Below are 17,615 nucleotides of genomic sequence, written 5' to 3'. Positions count from 1 at the left end.
CACATTCGGTCCCCTCTCCCTGTGGGAGAGGGTTAGGGTGAGGGGTCATTCGCGATAGTTAGCCGATCTGCCCATTGCCCAGGTGTTTCACCCGACGTTTCACCTCTTCCTGCTTACCGGCGTTGAACGGCCGGGCATCCGGGCTGCCCAGATAACCACACACGCGGCGGGTCACCGACACTTTTGCCGAATCATGGTTGCCACATTTCGGGCAGGTGAAGCCCTTGCTGGTGCAGGAGAACTCACCGGTGTAGCCACACTCGTAGCATTCATCGATCGGCGTGTTGGTGCCGTAATAAGGCACGCGGGTGTAGCTGTAATCCCACACGTCTTCCAGCGCCTTCAGGTTGTGCTGCAGGTTTGGGTATTCGCCGTAACAGATGAAACCGCCGTTGGCCAAAGGTGGATACGGTGCCTCGAAGTCCAGCTTGTCGTACGGGTTAACCTTTTTCTCCACGTCGAGGTGGAAACTGTTGGTGTAATAACCCTTGTCTGTCACCCCAGCGACTACGCCAAACTCGCTGGTATCCAGGCGGCAGAAGCGATCGCACAGGTTCTCACTTGGTGTGCTGTATAGGCTGAAGCCGTAGCCGGTTTCTTCTTTCCAGCTTTCGGTGGCGTTTTTCAGGCGCTCAACGATGGCGATAGCTTTGGCGCGCAGTTTCTCGTCGTCGTACACGTGTTTTTCTGCGCCAAACAGTGCGTTGATGGTTTCATGCACGCCGATGTAGCCCAGCGAAATCGAGGCGCGGCCGTTCTTGAAGATCTCCGCGATATTGTCGTCGGCCTTCAACCTTACGCCGCAGGCTCCTTCCATATACAGGATCGGTGCCACGCGGGCCTTGATGCCTTCCAGGCGGGCAATGCGGGTCATCAGGGCTTTCTTGGCCAGCAGTAGACGCTCATCCAGCAACTGCCAGAAGCGCTCTTCGTTACCCTGAGCTTCCAGAGCAATACGCGGCAGGTTCAGGCTGATCACGCCGATATTGTTGCGGCCATCGTGGATCTGCTCGCCGTTCTCTTCATAGGTGCCAAGGAAGCTGCGGCAACCCATCGGCGTTTTAAACGAACCGGTGACCTTGACCACCTGATCGTAATTGAGAATGTCCGGATACATGCGTTTGCTGGCACATTCCAATGCCAACTGTTTGATGTCGTAGTTGGCGTCACCAAATTTGTGATTCAGGCCGTCGCGGATAGCGAAGACCAGTTTCGGGAACACGGCGGTTTTACGGTTTTTACCCAGCCCGGCGATACGATTTTTCAGGATCGACTGCTGGATCATGCGCGATTCCCAACTGGTGCCCAGGCCGAAACCGAAGGTGACAAACGGCGTCTGGCCGTTGGCGGTGTGCAGGGTATTGACTTCGTATTCCAGAGACTGGAAGGCGTCGTAGCACTCTTTCTCGGTGCGGGTCATCGCATAGCCAGCCACGTCCGGGATCTGCCACTGCTGCGCTACCTGCTGATGCTTGTGGAAGCTCTCGGTAACGAAGGGGGCCAGGATCTCATCGATTCGGTTAATGGTGGTGCCGCCATAAATGTGGCTGGCGACCTGGGCGATGATTTGCGCGGTCACGGCAGTGGCGGTGGAGATCGACTTCGGCGGCTCGATCTCGGCGTTACCCATCTTGAAGCCGTTGGTCAGCATGCCTTTCAGATCGATCAGCATACAGTTGAACATCGGGAAGAACGGTGAGTAGTCGAGATCGTGATAGTGGATTTCGCCGCGCTCATGCGCCAGCACCACGTCGCGCGGCAGGATATGCTGTTTGGCGTAGTGCTTGGCAACGATACCAGCCAGCAGATCGCGCTGGGTAGGGATCACCTTGCTGTCTTTATTGGCGTTCTCATTGAGCAGCGCGACGTTGCTTTGTTCCACCAGACCACGAATTTCCTGATTCAACCGCCCGCGCAGCTCACGCGAGACGTCACGATCGTGGCGATATTCGATGTAGGTACGTGCCAGTTGCTTATACGGGCCAGACATCAGCTGGTTTTCTACCGCCTGCTGGATTTCGTGGATGTCGACACGCGGTCGGTTTTCCATCTGTTGAGCGACCACGCGGGCGACGGTAGCACAGTAGTCGGCATCGACAACGTCAGCGGCCAAAGCGGCCCGCTCGATGGCCTGCTTGATCAGCATCTCGTCAAAAGATACCTGGCAACCGTCCCGTTTAATCACTACTGGTTTCACGTTGTAACTCCTGTCCCCATGGGGGAGCGTCGGCTTATCCACAGGGCAAAACCGCAGGGCGCAAGGGCTGCGGAGGGTGTGGATGATATTGTGGATAACTACTACATATAGTTGATTGAATCTCTATGGGCACTATATATGGGTGTGGTGCCGCTTTTTTTGACGTGGGTCAAAGAATGGGGGGAGCAGTTTGAACCCTGTACAGTTACCCGTTACAGGAATATTTGTAACCCTTGCTATCAGCGGCTTGAATGGAAAATGCCGATTATCCGAAAGATCGTTAAAGCGTGATTGCGATCGCATCATGCCGATTAGCGGCGAAAATGCGCCAGTAAAAAATCGACCCAGACGCGCACCCGTGGTGGCAGATCTGCCGAGGCATAGTAGAGCCAGATTTGCGTGGGTTTTGGCCAGTGATCTTGCAGCACTGGCAGTAAGGTTCCCTGGGCAAAATGTTGTTCCACATACCAGCGCGACAGGCAAGCTATGCCCAGCCCGGCCAGCGCGGAATCTAGCAACATCTCCGGGCTGCTGGCAGTCAGGCGGCCATGCAGATCCAGCGTTTTGTGTGCCAGTGGCCATTTTACATTTCGCCCGGTGGCAGGATTGCGGTGCAGCAGGCAGCTATGTTGCAGCAGATCTTCCGACACCTGCGGTGTGCCATGTTGGGCAAGGTAACCGGGGGAGGCGACCAATAGCATCTGCATCGGGTAGAGCGGGCGTGCCACCAGCCGGCTATCGGGATCGACCTGGCTGCCGATGCCCACCTCAAAACCTTCACCGACGAGATTCACCACCCGGGCATCCAGCGACAGATCCAGATCGATCATCGGGTAGCGTTGTAAAAACTCAGGGATCAGCGGCATCAGTACCTGGCGGCCAAAGCCTGGGATCATGCTGACGCGAACGCTACCGGCAGGAGGGAGTTGTGCGCCCCCGGCCAGCTCCAGCGTGGCGGTCAGCGCTTGCCATAGCGGAGCCACCTGCTCCAGCAGGGCTTTGCCTTCGTCAGTCAGTACCACGCTGTGGGTGTTGCGTTGGAACAGCCGCAGCGCCAGCTTCTCTTCCAGCACGCGGATATTTTTGCTGATCGCTGCCGGGGTCACGCCCAGCTGGCGTGCAGCGGCGGAGAAGTTTTGTGTTTGAGCGGCGCTGAGAAACGCCGGCAACAGGCGGTGCACGTCAATCGGCAGCGACATAGTGGTTGATACTTTAGGTTGAAGTTAATGTGACTGTTTACAGACTACACCGGAAACGCAGGAAATGAAAAAATGGCTTACTTTCGATACACAAGGATTTCCCCATGTCGCGTATTTTAGTGTTGGCCGCTCACCGTTTCCCTGACGATTCCCGTATCAATAAGGCGCTGATCGAGGCGCTGCGTCCTTTACCTAACGTCACCGTGCATGAACTGATGCGCGTTTACCCTGACTACCAGATTGATGTGGCCCGCGAGCAGGAACTGTTGCAGGCGCACGATGTGGTGGTGATGCTGTTTCCGTTCTATTGGTACAGCTCACCGGCGATCCTCAGCGAATGGCAGGATGCGGTATTAACCCACGGTTTCGCCTATGGCAGCGAAGGTACCCAACTGCAAGGTAAGCCTTTGCAACTGGTGGTCAGCACCGGGGGCAATGCGCAGGCCTATTCACCGGCAGGGTATAACCGCTATCCGGTGGCCGACCTGCTGCGGCCATTTAACGCCGTCGCTAACCTGACTGGCATGGATTACCTGCCGCCACACCTGGTGCAGGGCGTATTTGATATGAGTGATGAAGTGTTGGCACAGGAAGCGACGAAGGTAGTGAAACTGGTACAGAGTTTTTAAGTTCGGGGACATCGTGAACACTTAACACCGAAGTTTGCTGCTCGGTGGTAGGTGTGGCAACCGAGCTCGGGCTACTCCCTCTCCCTTTGGGAGAGGGTTGGGGTGAGGGGCCGTATTACAGAATACCTGCGCCGATTGGGAACAGCGGATCGACAGAATCGTGCGGCACGTCCTCTTTCTGATCCAGCACCGCCTGCCAGCTGGATGGCAGCTCAAACGGTAACTTACCCTGAGCCTTGCTCTTGCCGGTGATCACATCCAGCACCGCCTCATCGGATGCGCCGAAGTTGGCCAGCAATACGTCGGTTTTATCCACGATGTTGGTCAGGATCGCCGGGCGATCGAGGTAAACGGAAATCACCGTTGGAATGTTGAGCGCCTTCACCTGTTTGATCAACTGATAGTCTTCACTGCCGCTGTAAGTGCCAGCTTTCTGATCCAGCACCACGGTATCGGCATCGTCAAAGCCCAGTTGGCCGAAGTTGACCGAAACGCCAAACGGGTAGTGCGGATCGTTCTGATGCGGTGTATCTACTCGCAGGATGGCGATCTCCGCCTCCTCCGGCGTAGCGACGACTTCCAACCCATAACGTGCCGCCACGGTAGCGTTGACGTTATGCAGGAACACCTTCTTGCCGCTCAGCGCCAATGGCAACAGGGAATTATTATTCTGCAACAGGATCTGCGCACGGCGCTGTGCATCATCCCCTTTCTGCTGGAACTCCGCGTTGCCGACAATGTTCACCGCTTTGGCTTCGTCCACGTAAGGTTTCTCAAACAGCCCTAGCTCAAACTTTTGCTGCAAAATACGTGTGACGGAAGCGTCGATGGTGGCGATCGGCAGCTGTTGCTGGTTGATGGCTTCTATCAGATCGCTGGGATCGCTGGTACCACCGAACTGATCGATCCCGGCTTCCACCGCTTTCACTACACGTTCCTGGCGGGTGAGGTTCTCAACGCCCCACGACATGCCGATCCCGGCAGCCCAAGGCGAGACTCCGGCGGCGATGTCGGCATCGCTGATACCGGTGGCGCATTTACCTTCGCAGCTTTCCAGGATGCCCCAGTCACTCAGCACTACACCGGTGAAACCAAAGCGGCCACGCAGCATCTCGGTCAACACCTGCTTATTAAAGCCAAAACCCACTTCTTCAATCAGCTGATCCTTGTACCACAGGTTGATCGGTTGGCCGTAATAGGGCATCACCGAGGCCACATTGGCGGCAAACGCCCCTTCGAACGGTACCAGGTGGTATTCCAGATTCTCGCCTGGGTAAACCTGCTCTTTGCCAAAGATGTTGTGTGGATCCAACCCGCCAAGCTGTGGACCGCCACCGGCAAAGTGTTTTACCACGGTGATGACGCTGTCTTGGGTCAAGCCTTTATCACCATGCTGGAAGCCTTCGATATAAGCTTGCACCTGGCGTTTGGCGAGTTGGTTATCCTCGCCGAAGGTACCGTTGATACGGCCCCAGCGCGGTTCGGTGGCAAGGTCAGCCTGCGGTGATAACGCCATATGGATGCCAACGGCCCGGTACTCCTGACGGGCAATATCACCAAAGGTTTTGGACAGTGCCGTATCATCGATTGCCGCCAGGCCGAGCGGTTCTGGCCATTGTGAGAAGCTGCCTGCCGCGACGCTGGTGGCATTAGGATCGTTAACGAAGTGGTTGCGCGGGTCGGTACTGATGGTCACCGGGATACCGAGGCGAGACTTCTCGGCCATTTCCTGCAGCGCATTGTTATCGGCGGAAATATGCTGTGGATCGCCCGCCATACGGGTAATGAAGGTGTTGACGAAGCGCTGGTTAACATCTTCTTCGGCGGCGCTGATATCGACGCGGCCAGCACCATTGAGGCCGATGGTGCCATGCATCATGGCACCGGCTTTTTCTTCCACGTTCATGCGGGCGGTCAGGTCGCGGGCGCGGGTGGCGCTATCAAGACGCCAGTCTTCATAAGGGTCTAGCTGGCCGTTTTTATTCAGATCTTTAAATTTCAGCCCGTCGACGGTAAGCGTGGGAATATTTCTGCTCTCCAGCTCCGCCTGATTGCTCGGAGTAATCTTGGTGTCATTATTGTCACAGCCGGTCAATCCGGCGGCTAATAAACCACTGACTATAAATATCGACTTCCTTTTGATGGTCATAAAAGTGCTCCATTTCACGAGAGGTAAAAAGGCAGATGGAAAAAATCAGTCTGGTGATTTAATTAAAATTGTTATATTTATTATGTAGTTATTTTTTTAAGCTAATTTTTTCCTATTATTGCATGTTTTTTTTACAGCGTGAAATAAATCTATTTACGATTTGGGATATCCTTCACATTTTGATCTTGGATGCAGATCATTTTGTGCCTGAAATAGCGTAGTAATGATTCAGGAAGAAATTTAAGGAAGTTAAGTGAAAGCATGAATAATTGTACTGGGTGACTTATTTATACGGGGAATAATAAAGGTCAGTTACTTGGTGTTAAATATATGATTCAACGGCAGAGCGTCGCGGTGTGATCCGCTGCTTGTTGACCCCTGCCTGGCGCTGAGTAACAGAGAAAGTGTTCCCAGCGCCAATTTCATTGTTCGATCCATGCAAAATCATTGTTTTTAAAACAATTATGTATGGATTGTAGCAAACAACTCCCGTCGACCAATCAGGACTCCAGCAGCCACCAACTCGCCTCGAAAGGCCGCAAAACTCCGGCCCGTGGCTGTTCTGCAGCATCCATGTAGTTGCTTATCAGTGGGCGCCACAGTTCAGAAAATTCAACGCCAGCGGCATCCCATGCCAACGGTTCGCGGCTCAGGTTCGCAACGACCAGCAACCGTTGTCCATTCCAGCTACGTTGATAACACCACAATGCCGGGTGAGCCGGGGCCAGATCCTGATAGTCACCGTGAGTCAGCAACGGATACTGCTTGCGCAGGGCGATCAGATGGCGATAAGCGTAAAACACCGAATCCCGATCGGCCAATGCCGCCGTGGCATTAATCTGCGGGTAGTTCTCTGCACAGGCGATCCAAGGCGTACCGGTGGTGAAGCCTGCGTGGGTTGTTGCGTCCCACTGCATCGGCGTACGACCATTGTCCCGTGATTTGCTGGCCAGAATAGCCAACAGTTCGTCTTCGTTTCTTCCCTGAGCCTGCAGTTCGGCGTACATATTCAGGCTTTCCACATCGCGATAGCTTTCGATCTGCTGGAAGCCCGGATTGGTCATGCCGATCTCTTCACCCTGATAGATATACGGCGTGCCCTGCATACCGTGCAGCACCATCGCCAGCATCTTGGCAGAGGTTACTCGCAGCTTGCCCTCGTCGCCAAAGCGCGAAACGATGCGCGGCTGGTCGTGATTACACCAGAACAGCGCGTTCCAGGCACGGTTATGCATGCCTTGCTGCCAGTGGTGGAAAATCTGCTTCAACTCGACGTAATCCGGCTCGGCCAGCGTCCACTTCTGCCCGTTGGCATAGTCGACTTTCAGGTGGTGGAAGTTGAAGGTCATCGACAGTTCGGCACCGCTTTGCGCCGCATACTGTTGGCAGTGCTCCAGGGAAGTTGAAGACATCTCGCCCACGGTCATCAGGCCGCGTGGCTGGAACACGTCGCGGCTCATCTCCTGCAAAAACTCGTGAATGCGCGGGCCGTCGGTGTAGAAACGGCGGCCATCGCCCTGGCTATCGCTTGGGAAGTCCTGCTGCTTGGAGACCAGGTTGATTACGTCAAGGCGCAGCCCATCCACGCCTTTGTCTGCCCAGAACTGGCACACTTTCTTCAACTCTTCGCGCACCGGCGGGTGTTCCCAGTTCAGGTCGGCCTGCTCGGTAGCAAACAGGTGCAGGTAGTATTGGCCGCTGTCGGCGTGCCATTGCCAGGCGTTGCCGCCAAACTTGGAACGCCAGTTGTTGGGTAGGGCATCACCTTCGCCATCGCGCCAGATGTAGAACTGGCGTAGTGGGCTGGCAGGATCCTGCGCGGCCTTAAACCACGGGTGCTCGGTGGAGGTGTGGTTAAACACCATATCCATCACGATACGGATACTGCGCTGGTGGGCCTGCGCCACCAGGTGTTCGAAGTCGGCCATGGTGCCGTAAGCCGGATCGATGGCGCAGTAATCGGCGACGTCGTAGCCATTATCGACCTGGGGTGAGACATAGACCGGCGTTAGCCAAATGGCATCGACACCCAGCTCCTGCAAATAGTCCAGCCGTTGGGTCACCCCGGCCAGATCGCCATAGCCGTTACCGGTGCTGTCCTGGAAGCTCTTCGGATAGATTTGATAAATAACGCCGTTCTGCCACCAGGGAATTACATTGCTCATAAAAAAGTACCTTTCAGTTTAAACCGGTAACTCGCCGCGGCTGGCTTTGCGTTTGTAAACCATCATGGTCAGCAGCAGCGGGATCACCACGGCTACCAGGATAGCTACGGAGTAGATCAGCCAGAACTGCGGTTGGATAGACAGGATACCCGGCAGGCCACCCACGCCGATGCCGTTAGCCATCACGCCGGTCAGGCCACAAATCAAGCCCGCGAAGGCGGAACCGATCATCGCGCACAGCATGGGAAAACGGTATTTCAGGTTGATACCGTACATGGCCGGTTCGGTAACGCCGAGGTAGGCGGAGATGGCGGCCGGTACGGAAATCTCACGTTCGTTGGCCTTGCGGCTAACGATGATGATGCCCAGCACCGCCGAGGCTTGCGCGATATTGGACAGGGCAATCAGTGGCCAGACTGGCGTGCCACCCATGCTTTGGATCATCTGCATATCGATCGCCAGCGTGGTCTGATGCACCCCGGTGATCACCAACGGCGCATACAGGAAGCCAAACAGCGCGGCGCCGATCGGGGCGAAGCTACCGGTCATTACCCACTTCACCGCCCAGGCGACGCCATCACCGATCATGCGGCCAAACGGACCGATCAGCGTGTGTGCCAGGAACACGGCCAGCAGTAAAGAAACCACCGGCACCACCACCAGATACAGATAATCCGGCACGATCTTTTTCAGACGGGTTTCGATCCAACCCAGCGCCATACCGGCGAGGATCGACGGGATCACCTGCGCCTGATAGCCCACTTTCTCAATGGTGAACCAGCCAAAGTTCCATACTTCCGGCACTTGCTGGCCGAGCAGGTAGGAGTTCATCAGTTGGGGAGAGACCAGGGTGATCCCCATCACGATGCCAAGCACCGGGGTACCGCCCATCTTCTTCACCGTTGACCAACAGATGGCCACCGGCAGGAACATAAAGATGGCTTCGCCCAGTAGCCACAGGAAGTCGTAAATGGTTTTCCAGGCTGGGTGCATCTGAGCCAGTGTTTGGCCGCCGGACATCGGGATATCGCCGATCACGTTGCGGAAACCCAGGATCAAACCGCCGCTGATCAGGGCTGGCAGCAGCGGGAAGAAGATCTCGGCGAAGTGGGAGATGCCGCGTTCGAACCAGGTCATGTTCTGGCGGGCGGCCAGTTTGGCCTGTTCTTTATCAGCTTCGTTGATGCCGGTGGCAGCGATTAACGCCTGATAGTAATCACCGACTTCGGGGCCGATCACCACCTGAAATTGCCCGGCGTTGGTGAAGCAGCCTTTGACCATGCGTAACTGCTCAATCTCTTTTGGCTTGGCCTTGGCGGGATCGTTAAGGACGAAACGCAGGCGGGTAATGCAGTGGCTGACGGTGGCGATATTCTCGCGGCCACCCACCAGCACGATCAGGCGATCGATGTCCTGCTGCTGAACTTTGCTCATTATGGCACCTTTGTTATCAGTGAGGCTTAGAGGTATTGATGTTTTTAAGCTTAGCCACTAGGCCGTTTTTATTAAATGGGAACGTTCCCAACTTGCGGTAAGGATCACAAAACGAACAATAAAGCCTCAAGTCGCGTCACAATGAACTCCGGCTACAACACGGGGCAGCCGTACGCTGCCCCGTTCAGAAGTGAGCTTGCCCGTCAGGCAAGTTTGCAGGGGATAATGATTTGGCGGATGCTCAGTTCACCACTCAACTGGCCTAGCAGCTGAAGGGCGGCCTGCTGCCCAGCGGTGCCATAGCCCAATTCAACGGAGAACGTCTCTGGGAACAAGAAGTTGAGCATCGGCGTGTTACCGATGGCGCACACCTGGATTGGCGTAATTTGTTGCTGTTGCAGGTATTTCATCGCGCCTAGTGCGATAGTATCGGAGGCGCAGACCAACGCGGTGGTTTGCGGTTCAATCACGTTGGCGGCCTGTTGGAAACCACTCTGGTAGCTCAGTTCTCCCAGTGCCACGACCGGCGAGATTTTCTGTTCGCGACAGGTATCCAGATAGGCCTGATGGCGACGCATCCCGGTGGTGGCATCGGACTCCTGCACGCCAAGGTAGCTGATATGGCTGTGGCCCTGCTTGCGTAAGCGCTGCATCAGCAACTGCACGGCACCTTCATCGTCATAACAAACCGAGGAGATCCCCGGATATTTGCGGGCGACCACCACCATCTTTTCCTGCCACGGCTTGAGCATGTCGGCAGTCAGACCTGTAAAGCCGAACAGGATCACGCCGTCGACGTTACGCTGACGCAGTACGTTGAGGTGTTCCTCCACCAGCCGAGTTTCAAACTGGCTTTCCATCACGATCGGATCGAACCCCTGCTGATACAGCAGCGGCAGCATGGTGCGCACGGCCTGATTTTCCGAAGGGGAATCCAGACGGGAAACGATAATGGCGACTACTTTATCGCTCTGGCCACGCATGGCGCGCGCCGATTTTGACGGGGTAAAACCCTGGCTGCGGATCACCGCTTCGACCCGTTCACGGGTTTGCGGGCTTACGCTGCCTTCGTTATTCATCACGCGTGAGACGGTAGACTTGCCTACCCCGCTCAGGCGGGCGATATCCTTGATTGTCAGCCGGTTTTGCATGGTTTACTTATCGTTTAGGTTATGAGGCTTAAACTTACAACATCCCACTTATGCTCGCCACCATAGCGCATTTTATCGCGCGGATCTCGGTGCATAGCCTATAGTGATGCGTAGCGGAATGGCCGCAACTGCCGTCCCCACTTTTTGTTAGACCTGAGGTTAATCCCTGAATGGATCCTGATCCGAGCCCCGACACTACTCATTCGGTTTCCCGGTAAAACCTCTCCGCTCTGCGTTGCTGTTTTGCCGGTTTAGGTAAGCAGCGGCACTTGCTCGATAGTTCGCCTCTGTTGTGATTGAAAATCAGTGATCTGCTCCGGCGGATGATTTTTGGCGTGTCTGAAAATCGTGCCAGCGGGCCGATCCGCCGTTCACCCATTGCCGTGAGGCGCTGGGCGACGAGGTGCGAACGATGAAATTTAAACATATCCCCCGTCAGCTGCTGGGTCTGCTCAGCCGCAATTTGCCACGCCGTTTGATTCGGCGCGATGCTTTGTTGGAAAGCGTCAGCGGTGTAGCGCATGAGCTGCCTGTCAGTTTGACGCAACAACGCCTGGAATGTGCCGCCGCCAGCTCTATGCAACTGTATGAGCGTTTTAACAGCCACCCGGAAGGCATCACCGAGCAGGAAGCAGAAACCGCCCGCAGCCAGTTTGGCAGTAACACGATTGAAAACCAGCAGGCTGAAAGCTGGTGGAAGCATCTGTGGCATTGCTACCGCAACCCGTTCAACCTGCTGCTTACCGTGCTGGGGCTGATTTCGTACGCCACCGAGGATCTGATCGGCGCGCTGGTGATCGGCTTGATGGTGCTGATCTCCACGCTGCTGCACTTTATTCAGGAAGCCCGCTCCAACAAGGCGGCGGATGCGCTGAAGGCGATGGTCAGCAACACCGCAACGGTATACCGCAGCGATGCACATACCGGTAAAAGCGAGCACAGTGAACTGCCGATCTCGCAGCTGGTGCCGGGCGATATTATCAAGCTGTCGGCTGGGGATATGATCCCGGCGGATCTGCGGTTGCTGTCTGCCAAAGATCTGTTTATCAGCCAGGCGGCACTGACCGGTGAGTCGCTGCCGGTAGAAAAAGTGGCCGATCTCCGCGATCAGGTGAGCGATCCGTTGGAGTGCCAAAACCTGTGCTTCATGGGGACCAACGTCGTCAGCGGCACTGCGCTGGCCATGGTGATCGGCACCGGTAGCGAAACCTACTTCGGCCAGTTGGCGCAGCGGGTGACCAGCCTGGATGAGCAGCCCAACGCCTTCCAGGCCGGTATCAGCAAAGTGAGCTGGCTGCTGATACGCTTTATGTTGGTGATGACGCCGATCGTGCTGCTGATTAACGGCTACACCAAAGGCGATTGGTGGGAAGCGGCGCTGTTTGCGCTCTCAGTCGCGGTGGGGCTGACGCCGGAAATGCTGCCGATGATCGTCACCTCAACCCTGGCGAAAGGTGCAGTCAAGCTGTCACGGCAGAAAGTGATCGTCAAACGTCTGGATGCGATCCAGAACTTTGGCGCGATGGATATTCTGTGCACCGATAAAACCGGCACGCTGACCCAAGACAAAATTGTGCTGGAACGCCATACCGACGTGTTTGGCGCCAACAGTGATCGGGTGCTGCGCTATGCCTGGCTGAACAGCTTCTACCAGACCGGGTTGAAAAACCTGCTGGATGTGGCGGTGCTGACCTGTGCCGACGAAAGCCAACAGCCGGACGCGTTGCAGCATTACCGCAAAGTGGACGAGATCCCGTTCGATTTCGAACGCCGCCGCATGTCGGTGGTAGTAGCGAAAGAGGCGCAATACCACGAGCTGATCTGCAAGGGCGCACTGGAAGAGATGCTGTCGATCTGTAGCCACGTGCGCCAGGAAGATGAGGTGATCCCGCTCAGCGAAGCGCTACTGGCGCGCATCCGCCGTGTGACCGACGAGCTCAACCAGCAAGGGCTGCGCGTGGTGGCGGTGGCCAACAAGATCCTGCCAGCGACGGATCATGAGTATGGCGTAGCGGATGAGTCGGATCTGATCCTCGAAGGTTATATCGCCTTCCTCGATCCACCGAAGGAGAGCACCGCACCGGCATTGGCTGCGCTGAAAAAGAATGGCGTCACCGTCAAAATCCTCACCGGTGACAACGAGCTGGTCGCCGCCAAGGTGTGTAAGGACGTGGGGCTGGATGCGGAGCATATCCTGCGTGGCAGCGAGATCGAACTGATGGACGACGCCACGCTGGTCGCCGCGGCGGCGCGTACCACGGTGTTTGCCAAGCTGACGCCGCTGCACAAAGAACGCATCGTTCAACTGCTGCGTAAGCAGGGCCACGTGGTGGGCTTTATGGGGGACGGTATCAACGATGCTCCGGCGCTGCGTGCGGCGGATATTGGTATTTCGGTCGATTCTGCGGTGGATATCGCCAAGGAAGCGGCGGATATCATCCTGTTGGAAAAAAGCCTGCTGGTGCTGGAACAGGGGGTCATTGAAGGCCGCCGTACGTTTGCCAACATGCTGAAATACATCAAGATGACGGCCAGCTCCAACTTCGGTAACGTCTTTAGCGTGCTGATCGCCAGCGCCTTTTTACCTTTCCTGCCGATGTTGCCGCTGCATCTGTTGATCCAGAACCTGCTGTACGATATTTCACAGATTGCCATTCCGTTCGACAACGTTGATGACGATCAGATCACTAAGCCACAGCGTTGGAACTCCGGCGATCTGGGGCGCTTTATGGTGTTCTTCGGGCCGATCAGCTCGATCTTCGATGTGCTGACCTTCTGCCTGATGTGGTACGTGTTCAAGGCTAATACGCCGGAAATGCAGACGCTGTTCCAGTCCGGCTGGTTTGTGGAAGGGCTGTTGTCGCAGACGCTGATCGTCCATATGATCCGTACGCGCAAAATTCCGTTTATCCAGAGCCGCCCATCTTGGCCGCTGTGCGTGATGACGTTGGCGGTGATCGCCGTCGGTATCGGCCTGACCTTCTCGCCGCTGGCGGGCTTCCTGCAGTTGCAGGCGTTGCCACTGAGCTACTTCCCTTGGCTGGTGCTGATCCTGGCTGGCTACATGGTGCTGCCCCAGTGTGTGAAAGGCTGGTTTGTACGCCGGTATGGCTGGCAGTAGAGCGTTCTAGAGCTAGCTAAATGCAAATGCCCAACAAACATGTGTTTGTTGGGCATCATTATTTATTGGGACATTACCAAGAAGCCGGGTTTACTTACCTTTGACTGCGATATCAACAGCTTCTTTAATTGAAGCTATTAACCCTATTTTATCATGACGCCCTATGCTTTTTGTGTAAATTGGGTTGTCCCAATCAATACCAGAGATTACATAAACGCTTAAATCATTGCTGCTATCATGGAATGTCACATCGACGAAAAAATTATTAGCATACTCCACTAGCAACACGTCCTGGTCAATATAGCTATTAGGATCATCAAAATTCGTTATGTATAACGTATCATCAGTGACTTTTCCACCTTTGAAATCAATTGTTGAACGGCTGATATTCATTTCATAAGCTCCTTAACTTTATGCTCCGATATTGGGTGGGAGTGGATAACTCCCTGTGATTCTTTAATAACAACCCATTGAGTTTCCTTCCCATCATAAGCGCCAATTATATGGTCATACTGCTTAACTTTCCAATCAGGATGTGTTTTTGTTGTTTGGCCTGTGCTCCATACATCGATATCAATTCTAGGAATATTTACATCGGGCTTAAATTTAGCTTTGCCTTTGTTAGCTGTAGTTCTGACGATATCCTTCCAAGGTACTCCTTTCGGTGGATAGTGCTTGTGATTATGTACAACTGATTTTGGAGGCGCACTCAACATCACATAAATCGGCTCAACACCGCTTCCTGTGGCATCAGGCTGCCAATAGATGAAATCTCGCAGTCCTTTGATATCTTCCGCCGGGAAGGTGGTGGTGACGATACTGTCGGCCTGTTTTATTGTCGTCCCTGTATGCACTGGCGTGACTGGTATTGGTAAACTGTTTCCAGTATTGGAAGGTGCTGTTGGTCCAACTGGAACAGGATTAATCAGGATCGTCCGCGACGGCGCTCCAGCTACAGCCGGAAGCGTGATCTTATCTAGCCCGGTTTTTTCATCACGCACTGCCCTCAATACTGGCACGTTTGCAGATACGCCAGCTATGCCCGTTTTAACCAAACTAACGTTTTGTCGCCCGTTCTCTGTTACCAGTAAACCACGCACGGGCAAGTTGACCGACGTCATTTCAGGAGTAATGTTGACTTTTCCTGCGGCAAACAGTTGGGCCTGAGCAGCAAACAGCTCCATGTCGCGGCCAAGAACCTGATCGCTGCCCAGCCCCACTTCCTTTGGCCAGAATCCGATAACCAGAGTACCAACTGTCGCTCCAAGCGTGCTGACGGTGGCTATCCTACTCAGTTCTGCGGCTCCTCTCCATAAGGCACCAGCGACCGAGCCTGCTAGTTCACTCGCCGTGGTTAGAACTCCCTCTGCGGCAGCTGTCAATTGTAGCATCCCTGGGGCACGATTCAGTACCATACCCCCGGCAGCAACAAGTGAAGCCTGAGCCGATTTAACCATTTCCTGCGTATATGTTGGAGTTGGATTCACACCCGCACGGGTCATTAGTGCCGCTAGTTTCGCCTTGGCCTCTGCTTCTACCTCAGCCCTTGCCTTGGCTTCCTCTGTCAAACGGTTAACATTTTGTTCTTTTACTCGGACGTCACTTTCCAATAGAGGTAAAGCTTGTTTGTCCTTCTCAATTTGTTCTTGAATAGCTCGCTCTTCAGCAAGTTTTTCACCCATTTTTACTCTGTTTTCTTTTTTTTGTTGTGCTACCGACGAGGGCTTTTCGCGAGCATAGAAATGCTCTTCATTATTTAGCTTTAGGTATTCCTCATGAACACGTCTTTTCTTTATTTCATCACATAAAATTTGTTGGTTTTTTTGCTCGAGCTTAAGCTTGGCAAGAGTTAGTTGATATTTACTCTTTTCAAGCTCAGATGATGTGCTTTGCCTTTCTATATTTTGCAATTCAATTTTTCTAATATCTTCCGTGATGGTTTTTAGACCGGATTTAATATCTCTTTCAATGTTTGATAAGTATTGTACTTTCTCATCAGATTCCTTTCGTGAGATGTCTTTTGCTCCTTCACTGACTGGGACGATAACATCATCATCAAATATATCTGTTTTTGATTGGTTCATGTCAGATATTTTCTGATCCCAGAGATGAGGTTTTTCAGTTATCTTAGGAGTCGTTGGAGGTGGCCCGTGCCACGCAGTAACAGTAATGGTATCACCATTAATCTCACCTTTTTGCCATGAACCCTCATCTCGCGTTACCCAACGATATCCCAGAGATTCCATCACCTGCCGCTCAAACGGATCTATTTTGTTGTAGTCGGTCATAAGTAATATACTCAATGTTAGAAGCTATTTTATTTATCAGCTTTTTTGCTGGTAATTTCTTTTTCCAACGACACCAATCGAAATTCCAGTTCACGTCTGGCTTCGCCTTCTTCTTTTAGCGCCTCAATGAGCAGAGCGACTACACCATTGATATTAATTCCACGTGCATCTTTCAGAAAGCTGCCGTCATTTAGTTTCAGTTCTGTCGTAGTCACGGACTGAGGTAAGATACTTTCTACTTCCTGTGCAATTACCCCGGCTTCCGGAACGCCTTGTTTCAAGTAGGTATAGCCGCTGATTTTTTCTAGCTTATCCAGTGCACCATCAATCTTTACGATGTCCGTTTTCATACGGGCATCTGAGCTACTGTGCCAGGCGCCGTTGGTGTAGGCATTACCTTTGTCCCGGAACTCATACCAGCCATCGCCTCCACCATTGGCAACACGAAGCCCCATCAGATGGTGTTGACCAATTCGTTCGTAATGGCAAAGTTCTGCAAATAGGCTCCCTTGCCCTTGAAGACGTAATCCGTAGGTGGTTCGGTCTGCATTGTTATTTACATTCTTATTGCCCTTGGCGACGATCCATCCATCGGGATCACTTTTTTCCAATCGCCCAGCTGACAGTTCGCTATTGGCTCTTACATGAATTTCATTCCAACGCCCCGATAAGTCACGGTAGGAAAGTAACCCGGTATCTTCTTTTCCAGGAATGACACGGGAACCCATCATCATGGTGGTGGTCACATTGCCGGTGTTGAAATTCGTATATACAGCTGGTGCGCCATATGTCTGTCCACTGATTAAGGGGGTAGGACCGGTATTCACTGCGCCAATACCAGCGTTATGAGATACCATTGCGCCACCCGATACATCGACGCCGTTAGACAGAGACACCCTACCGGTCGAGAGATTAAAAGCGAAAGGACGCAGAGTGTTCCACTGCCCGTCCTGAGCCTGACCGCTTGGTGTAGTTAGCACATAAAAAGCTTGCCCGTCATTACGCAGCATCACTCCAGTATTGCCGTTTGCCAGGCGGAAACCATTTGCCGATTTGGTCACGATCTCACCGTCACTGATAACGCGTTTACGGAGTGTGGTCAGTGATTTCAGTTCAGTAATGTCGTCATTAACACCGCCAAGCACTTGAGCATTTTTCTTTTCTTCAGCCATGATTACTTCCTCTTTAACAAGCCTGTATTCTGATAGCTAACAGCACCACTTAGCCCCCCTAACGGGTGGACAAGTATCGGAGTTCTTGTACTGTCGAACCAGGAAACATA

General features: G+C 53.8%; 11 protein-coding genes. 2 read left to right on the top strand and 9 right to left on the bottom strand.

Annotated features, from left to right (window positions below; genetic code table 11):
* Positions 1 to 58: 58 nt before the first annotated feature.
* The gene (gene nrdD / locus ACKWMY_RS24120) at positions 59 to 2,197 is read right to left on the bottom strand and encodes an anaerobic ribonucleoside-triphosphate reductase (RefSeq protein ID WP_409487199.1); all 2,139 of its coding nucleotides are present in this window, start codon (positions 2,195 to 2,197) and stop codon (positions 59 to 61) included.
* A 311-nt stretch (positions 2,198 to 2,508) separates the two neighbouring features.
* A complete protein-coding gene (locus ACKWMY_RS24115) occupies positions 2,509 to 3,396 on the bottom strand; it encodes a LysR family transcriptional regulator (protein WP_409487198.1) in 888 nt (295 codons plus the stop codon).
* Between the two features lie 104 nt (positions 3,397 to 3,500).
* On the opposite strand from ACKWMY_RS24115, the gene ACKWMY_RS24110 reads away from it, so the two are divergent.
* On the top strand, positions 3,501 to 4,025 hold the full coding sequence (locus ACKWMY_RS24110) for an NAD(P)H-dependent oxidoreductase (protein WP_024529432.1): 525 nt from the start codon (positions 3,501 to 3,503) through the stop codon (positions 4,023 to 4,025).
* Positions 4,026 to 4,140: 115 nt separating this feature from the next.
* On the opposite strand, the gene ACKWMY_RS24105 is transcribed toward ACKWMY_RS24110, so the two are convergent.
* The 4 genes from ACKWMY_RS24105 to treR all read right to left on the bottom strand — a co-directional run bounded on the left by ACKWMY_RS24105 (position 4,141) and on the right by treR (position 10,924).
* The gene (locus ACKWMY_RS24105) at positions 4,141 to 6,174 is read right to left on the bottom strand and encodes a glycoside hydrolase family 3 protein (RefSeq protein ID WP_261160632.1); all 2,034 of its coding nucleotides are present in this window, start codon (positions 6,172 to 6,174) and stop codon (positions 4,141 to 4,143) included.
* A 500-nt stretch (positions 6,175 to 6,674) separates the two neighbouring features.
* On the bottom strand, positions 6,675 to 8,339 hold the full coding sequence (treC, locus tag ACKWMY_RS24100) for an alpha,alpha-phosphotrehalase (protein ID WP_409487197.1): 1,665 nt from the start codon (positions 8,337 to 8,339) through the stop codon (positions 6,675 to 6,677).
* 18 nt (positions 8,340 to 8,357) lie between these two features.
* Entirely contained in the window at positions 8,358 to 9,773 is a 1,416-nt protein-coding gene (treB, locus tag ACKWMY_RS24095) for a PTS trehalose transporter subunit IIBC (protein ID WP_021179093.1), read from the bottom strand.
* A 203-nt stretch (positions 9,774 to 9,976) separates the two neighbouring features.
* A complete protein-coding gene (gene treR / locus ACKWMY_RS24090) occupies positions 9,977 to 10,924 on the bottom strand; it encodes a trehalose operon repressor TreR (RefSeq protein ID WP_409487196.1) in 948 nt (315 codons plus the stop codon).
* Between the two features lie 412 nt (positions 10,925 to 11,336).
* On the opposite strand from treR, the gene mgtA reads away from it, so the two are divergent.
* Positions 11,337 to 14,045, top strand: coding sequence for a magnesium-translocating P-type ATPase (gene mgtA, locus ACKWMY_RS24085; protein ID WP_409487195.1), 2,709 nt, complete (start codon positions 11,337 to 11,339; stop codon positions 14,043 to 14,045).
* A 90-nt stretch (positions 14,046 to 14,135) separates the two neighbouring features.
* Here the strand turns inward: mgtA and ACKWMY_RS24080 are convergent, their stop codons facing one another.
* From ACKWMY_RS24080 to ACKWMY_RS24070, 3 genes are read right to left on the bottom strand one after another with little or no spacing between them, the layout of a single operon-like run.
* Positions 14,136 to 14,438 (bottom strand): hypothetical protein, encoded by a 303-nt coding sequence (locus ACKWMY_RS24080; RefSeq protein ID WP_098928952.1) that lies wholly within the window; start codon positions 14,436 to 14,438, stop codon positions 14,136 to 14,138.
* The gene (locus ACKWMY_RS24075) at positions 14,435 to 16,333 is read right to left on the bottom strand and encodes an S-type pyocin domain-containing protein (protein WP_409487194.1); all 1,899 of its coding nucleotides are present in this window, start codon (positions 16,331 to 16,333) and stop codon (positions 14,435 to 14,437) included. Before ACKWMY_RS24075 ends, ACKWMY_RS24080 begins: the two co-directional genes overlap by 4 nt.
* Before the next feature lie 29 nt (positions 16,334 to 16,362).
* Positions 16,363 to 17,505, bottom strand: a complete 1,143-nt coding sequence (locus ACKWMY_RS24070) for a tail fiber domain-containing protein (RefSeq protein ID WP_409487193.1) — start codon at positions 17,503 to 17,505, stop codon at positions 16,363 to 16,365.
* Positions 17,506 to 17,615 lie beyond the last annotated feature (110 nt).

Origin of the sequence: Serratia sp. J2, assembly GCF_046269175.1 — a bacterium.
Classification (GTDB): domain Bacteria; phylum Pseudomonadota; class Gammaproteobacteria; order Enterobacterales; family Enterobacteriaceae; genus Chania; species Chania fonticola_C.
The sequence above is the reverse complement of the archived record's forward strand: the minus strand, read 5'-3'. Positions and strand labels throughout refer to the sequence as shown.

Coding starts and splice junctions, on each gene's coding strand:
- ACKWMY_RS24115 (WP_409487198.1), bottom strand. CDS start 3,396: ATGTCGCTGCCGATTGACGTGCACCGCCTGTTGCCGGCGTTTCTCAGC.
- ACKWMY_RS24110 (WP_024529432.1), top strand. CDS start 3,501: ATGTCGCGTATTTTAGTGTTGGCCGCTCACCGTTTCCCTGACGATTCC.
- ACKWMY_RS24105 (WP_261160632.1), bottom strand. CDS start 6,174: ATGACCATCAAAAGGAAGTCGATATTTATAGTCAGTGGTTTATTAGCC.
- treC (WP_409487197.1), bottom strand. CDS start 8,339: ATGAGCAATGTAATTCCCTGGTGGCAGAACGGCGTTATTTATCAAATC.
- treB (WP_021179093.1), bottom strand. CDS start 9,773: ATGAGCAAAGTTCAGCAGCAGGACATCGATCGCCTGATCGTGCTGGTG.
- treR (WP_409487196.1), bottom strand. CDS start 10,924: ATGCAAAACCGGCTGACAATCAAGGATATCGCCCGCCTGAGCGGGGTA.
- mgtA (WP_409487195.1), top strand. CDS start 11,337: ATGAAATTTAAACATATCCCCCGTCAGCTGCTGGGTCTGCTCAGCCGC.
- ACKWMY_RS24080 (WP_098928952.1), bottom strand. CDS start 14,438: ATGAATATCAGCCGTTCAACAATTGATTTCAAAGGTGGAAAAGTCACT.
- ACKWMY_RS24075 (WP_409487194.1), bottom strand. CDS start 16,333: ATGACCGACTACAACAAAATAGATCCGTTTGAGCGGCAGGTGATGGAA.
- ACKWMY_RS24070 (WP_409487193.1), bottom strand. CDS start 17,505: ATGGCTGAAGAAAAGAAAAATGCTCAAGTGCTTGGCGGTGTTAATGAC.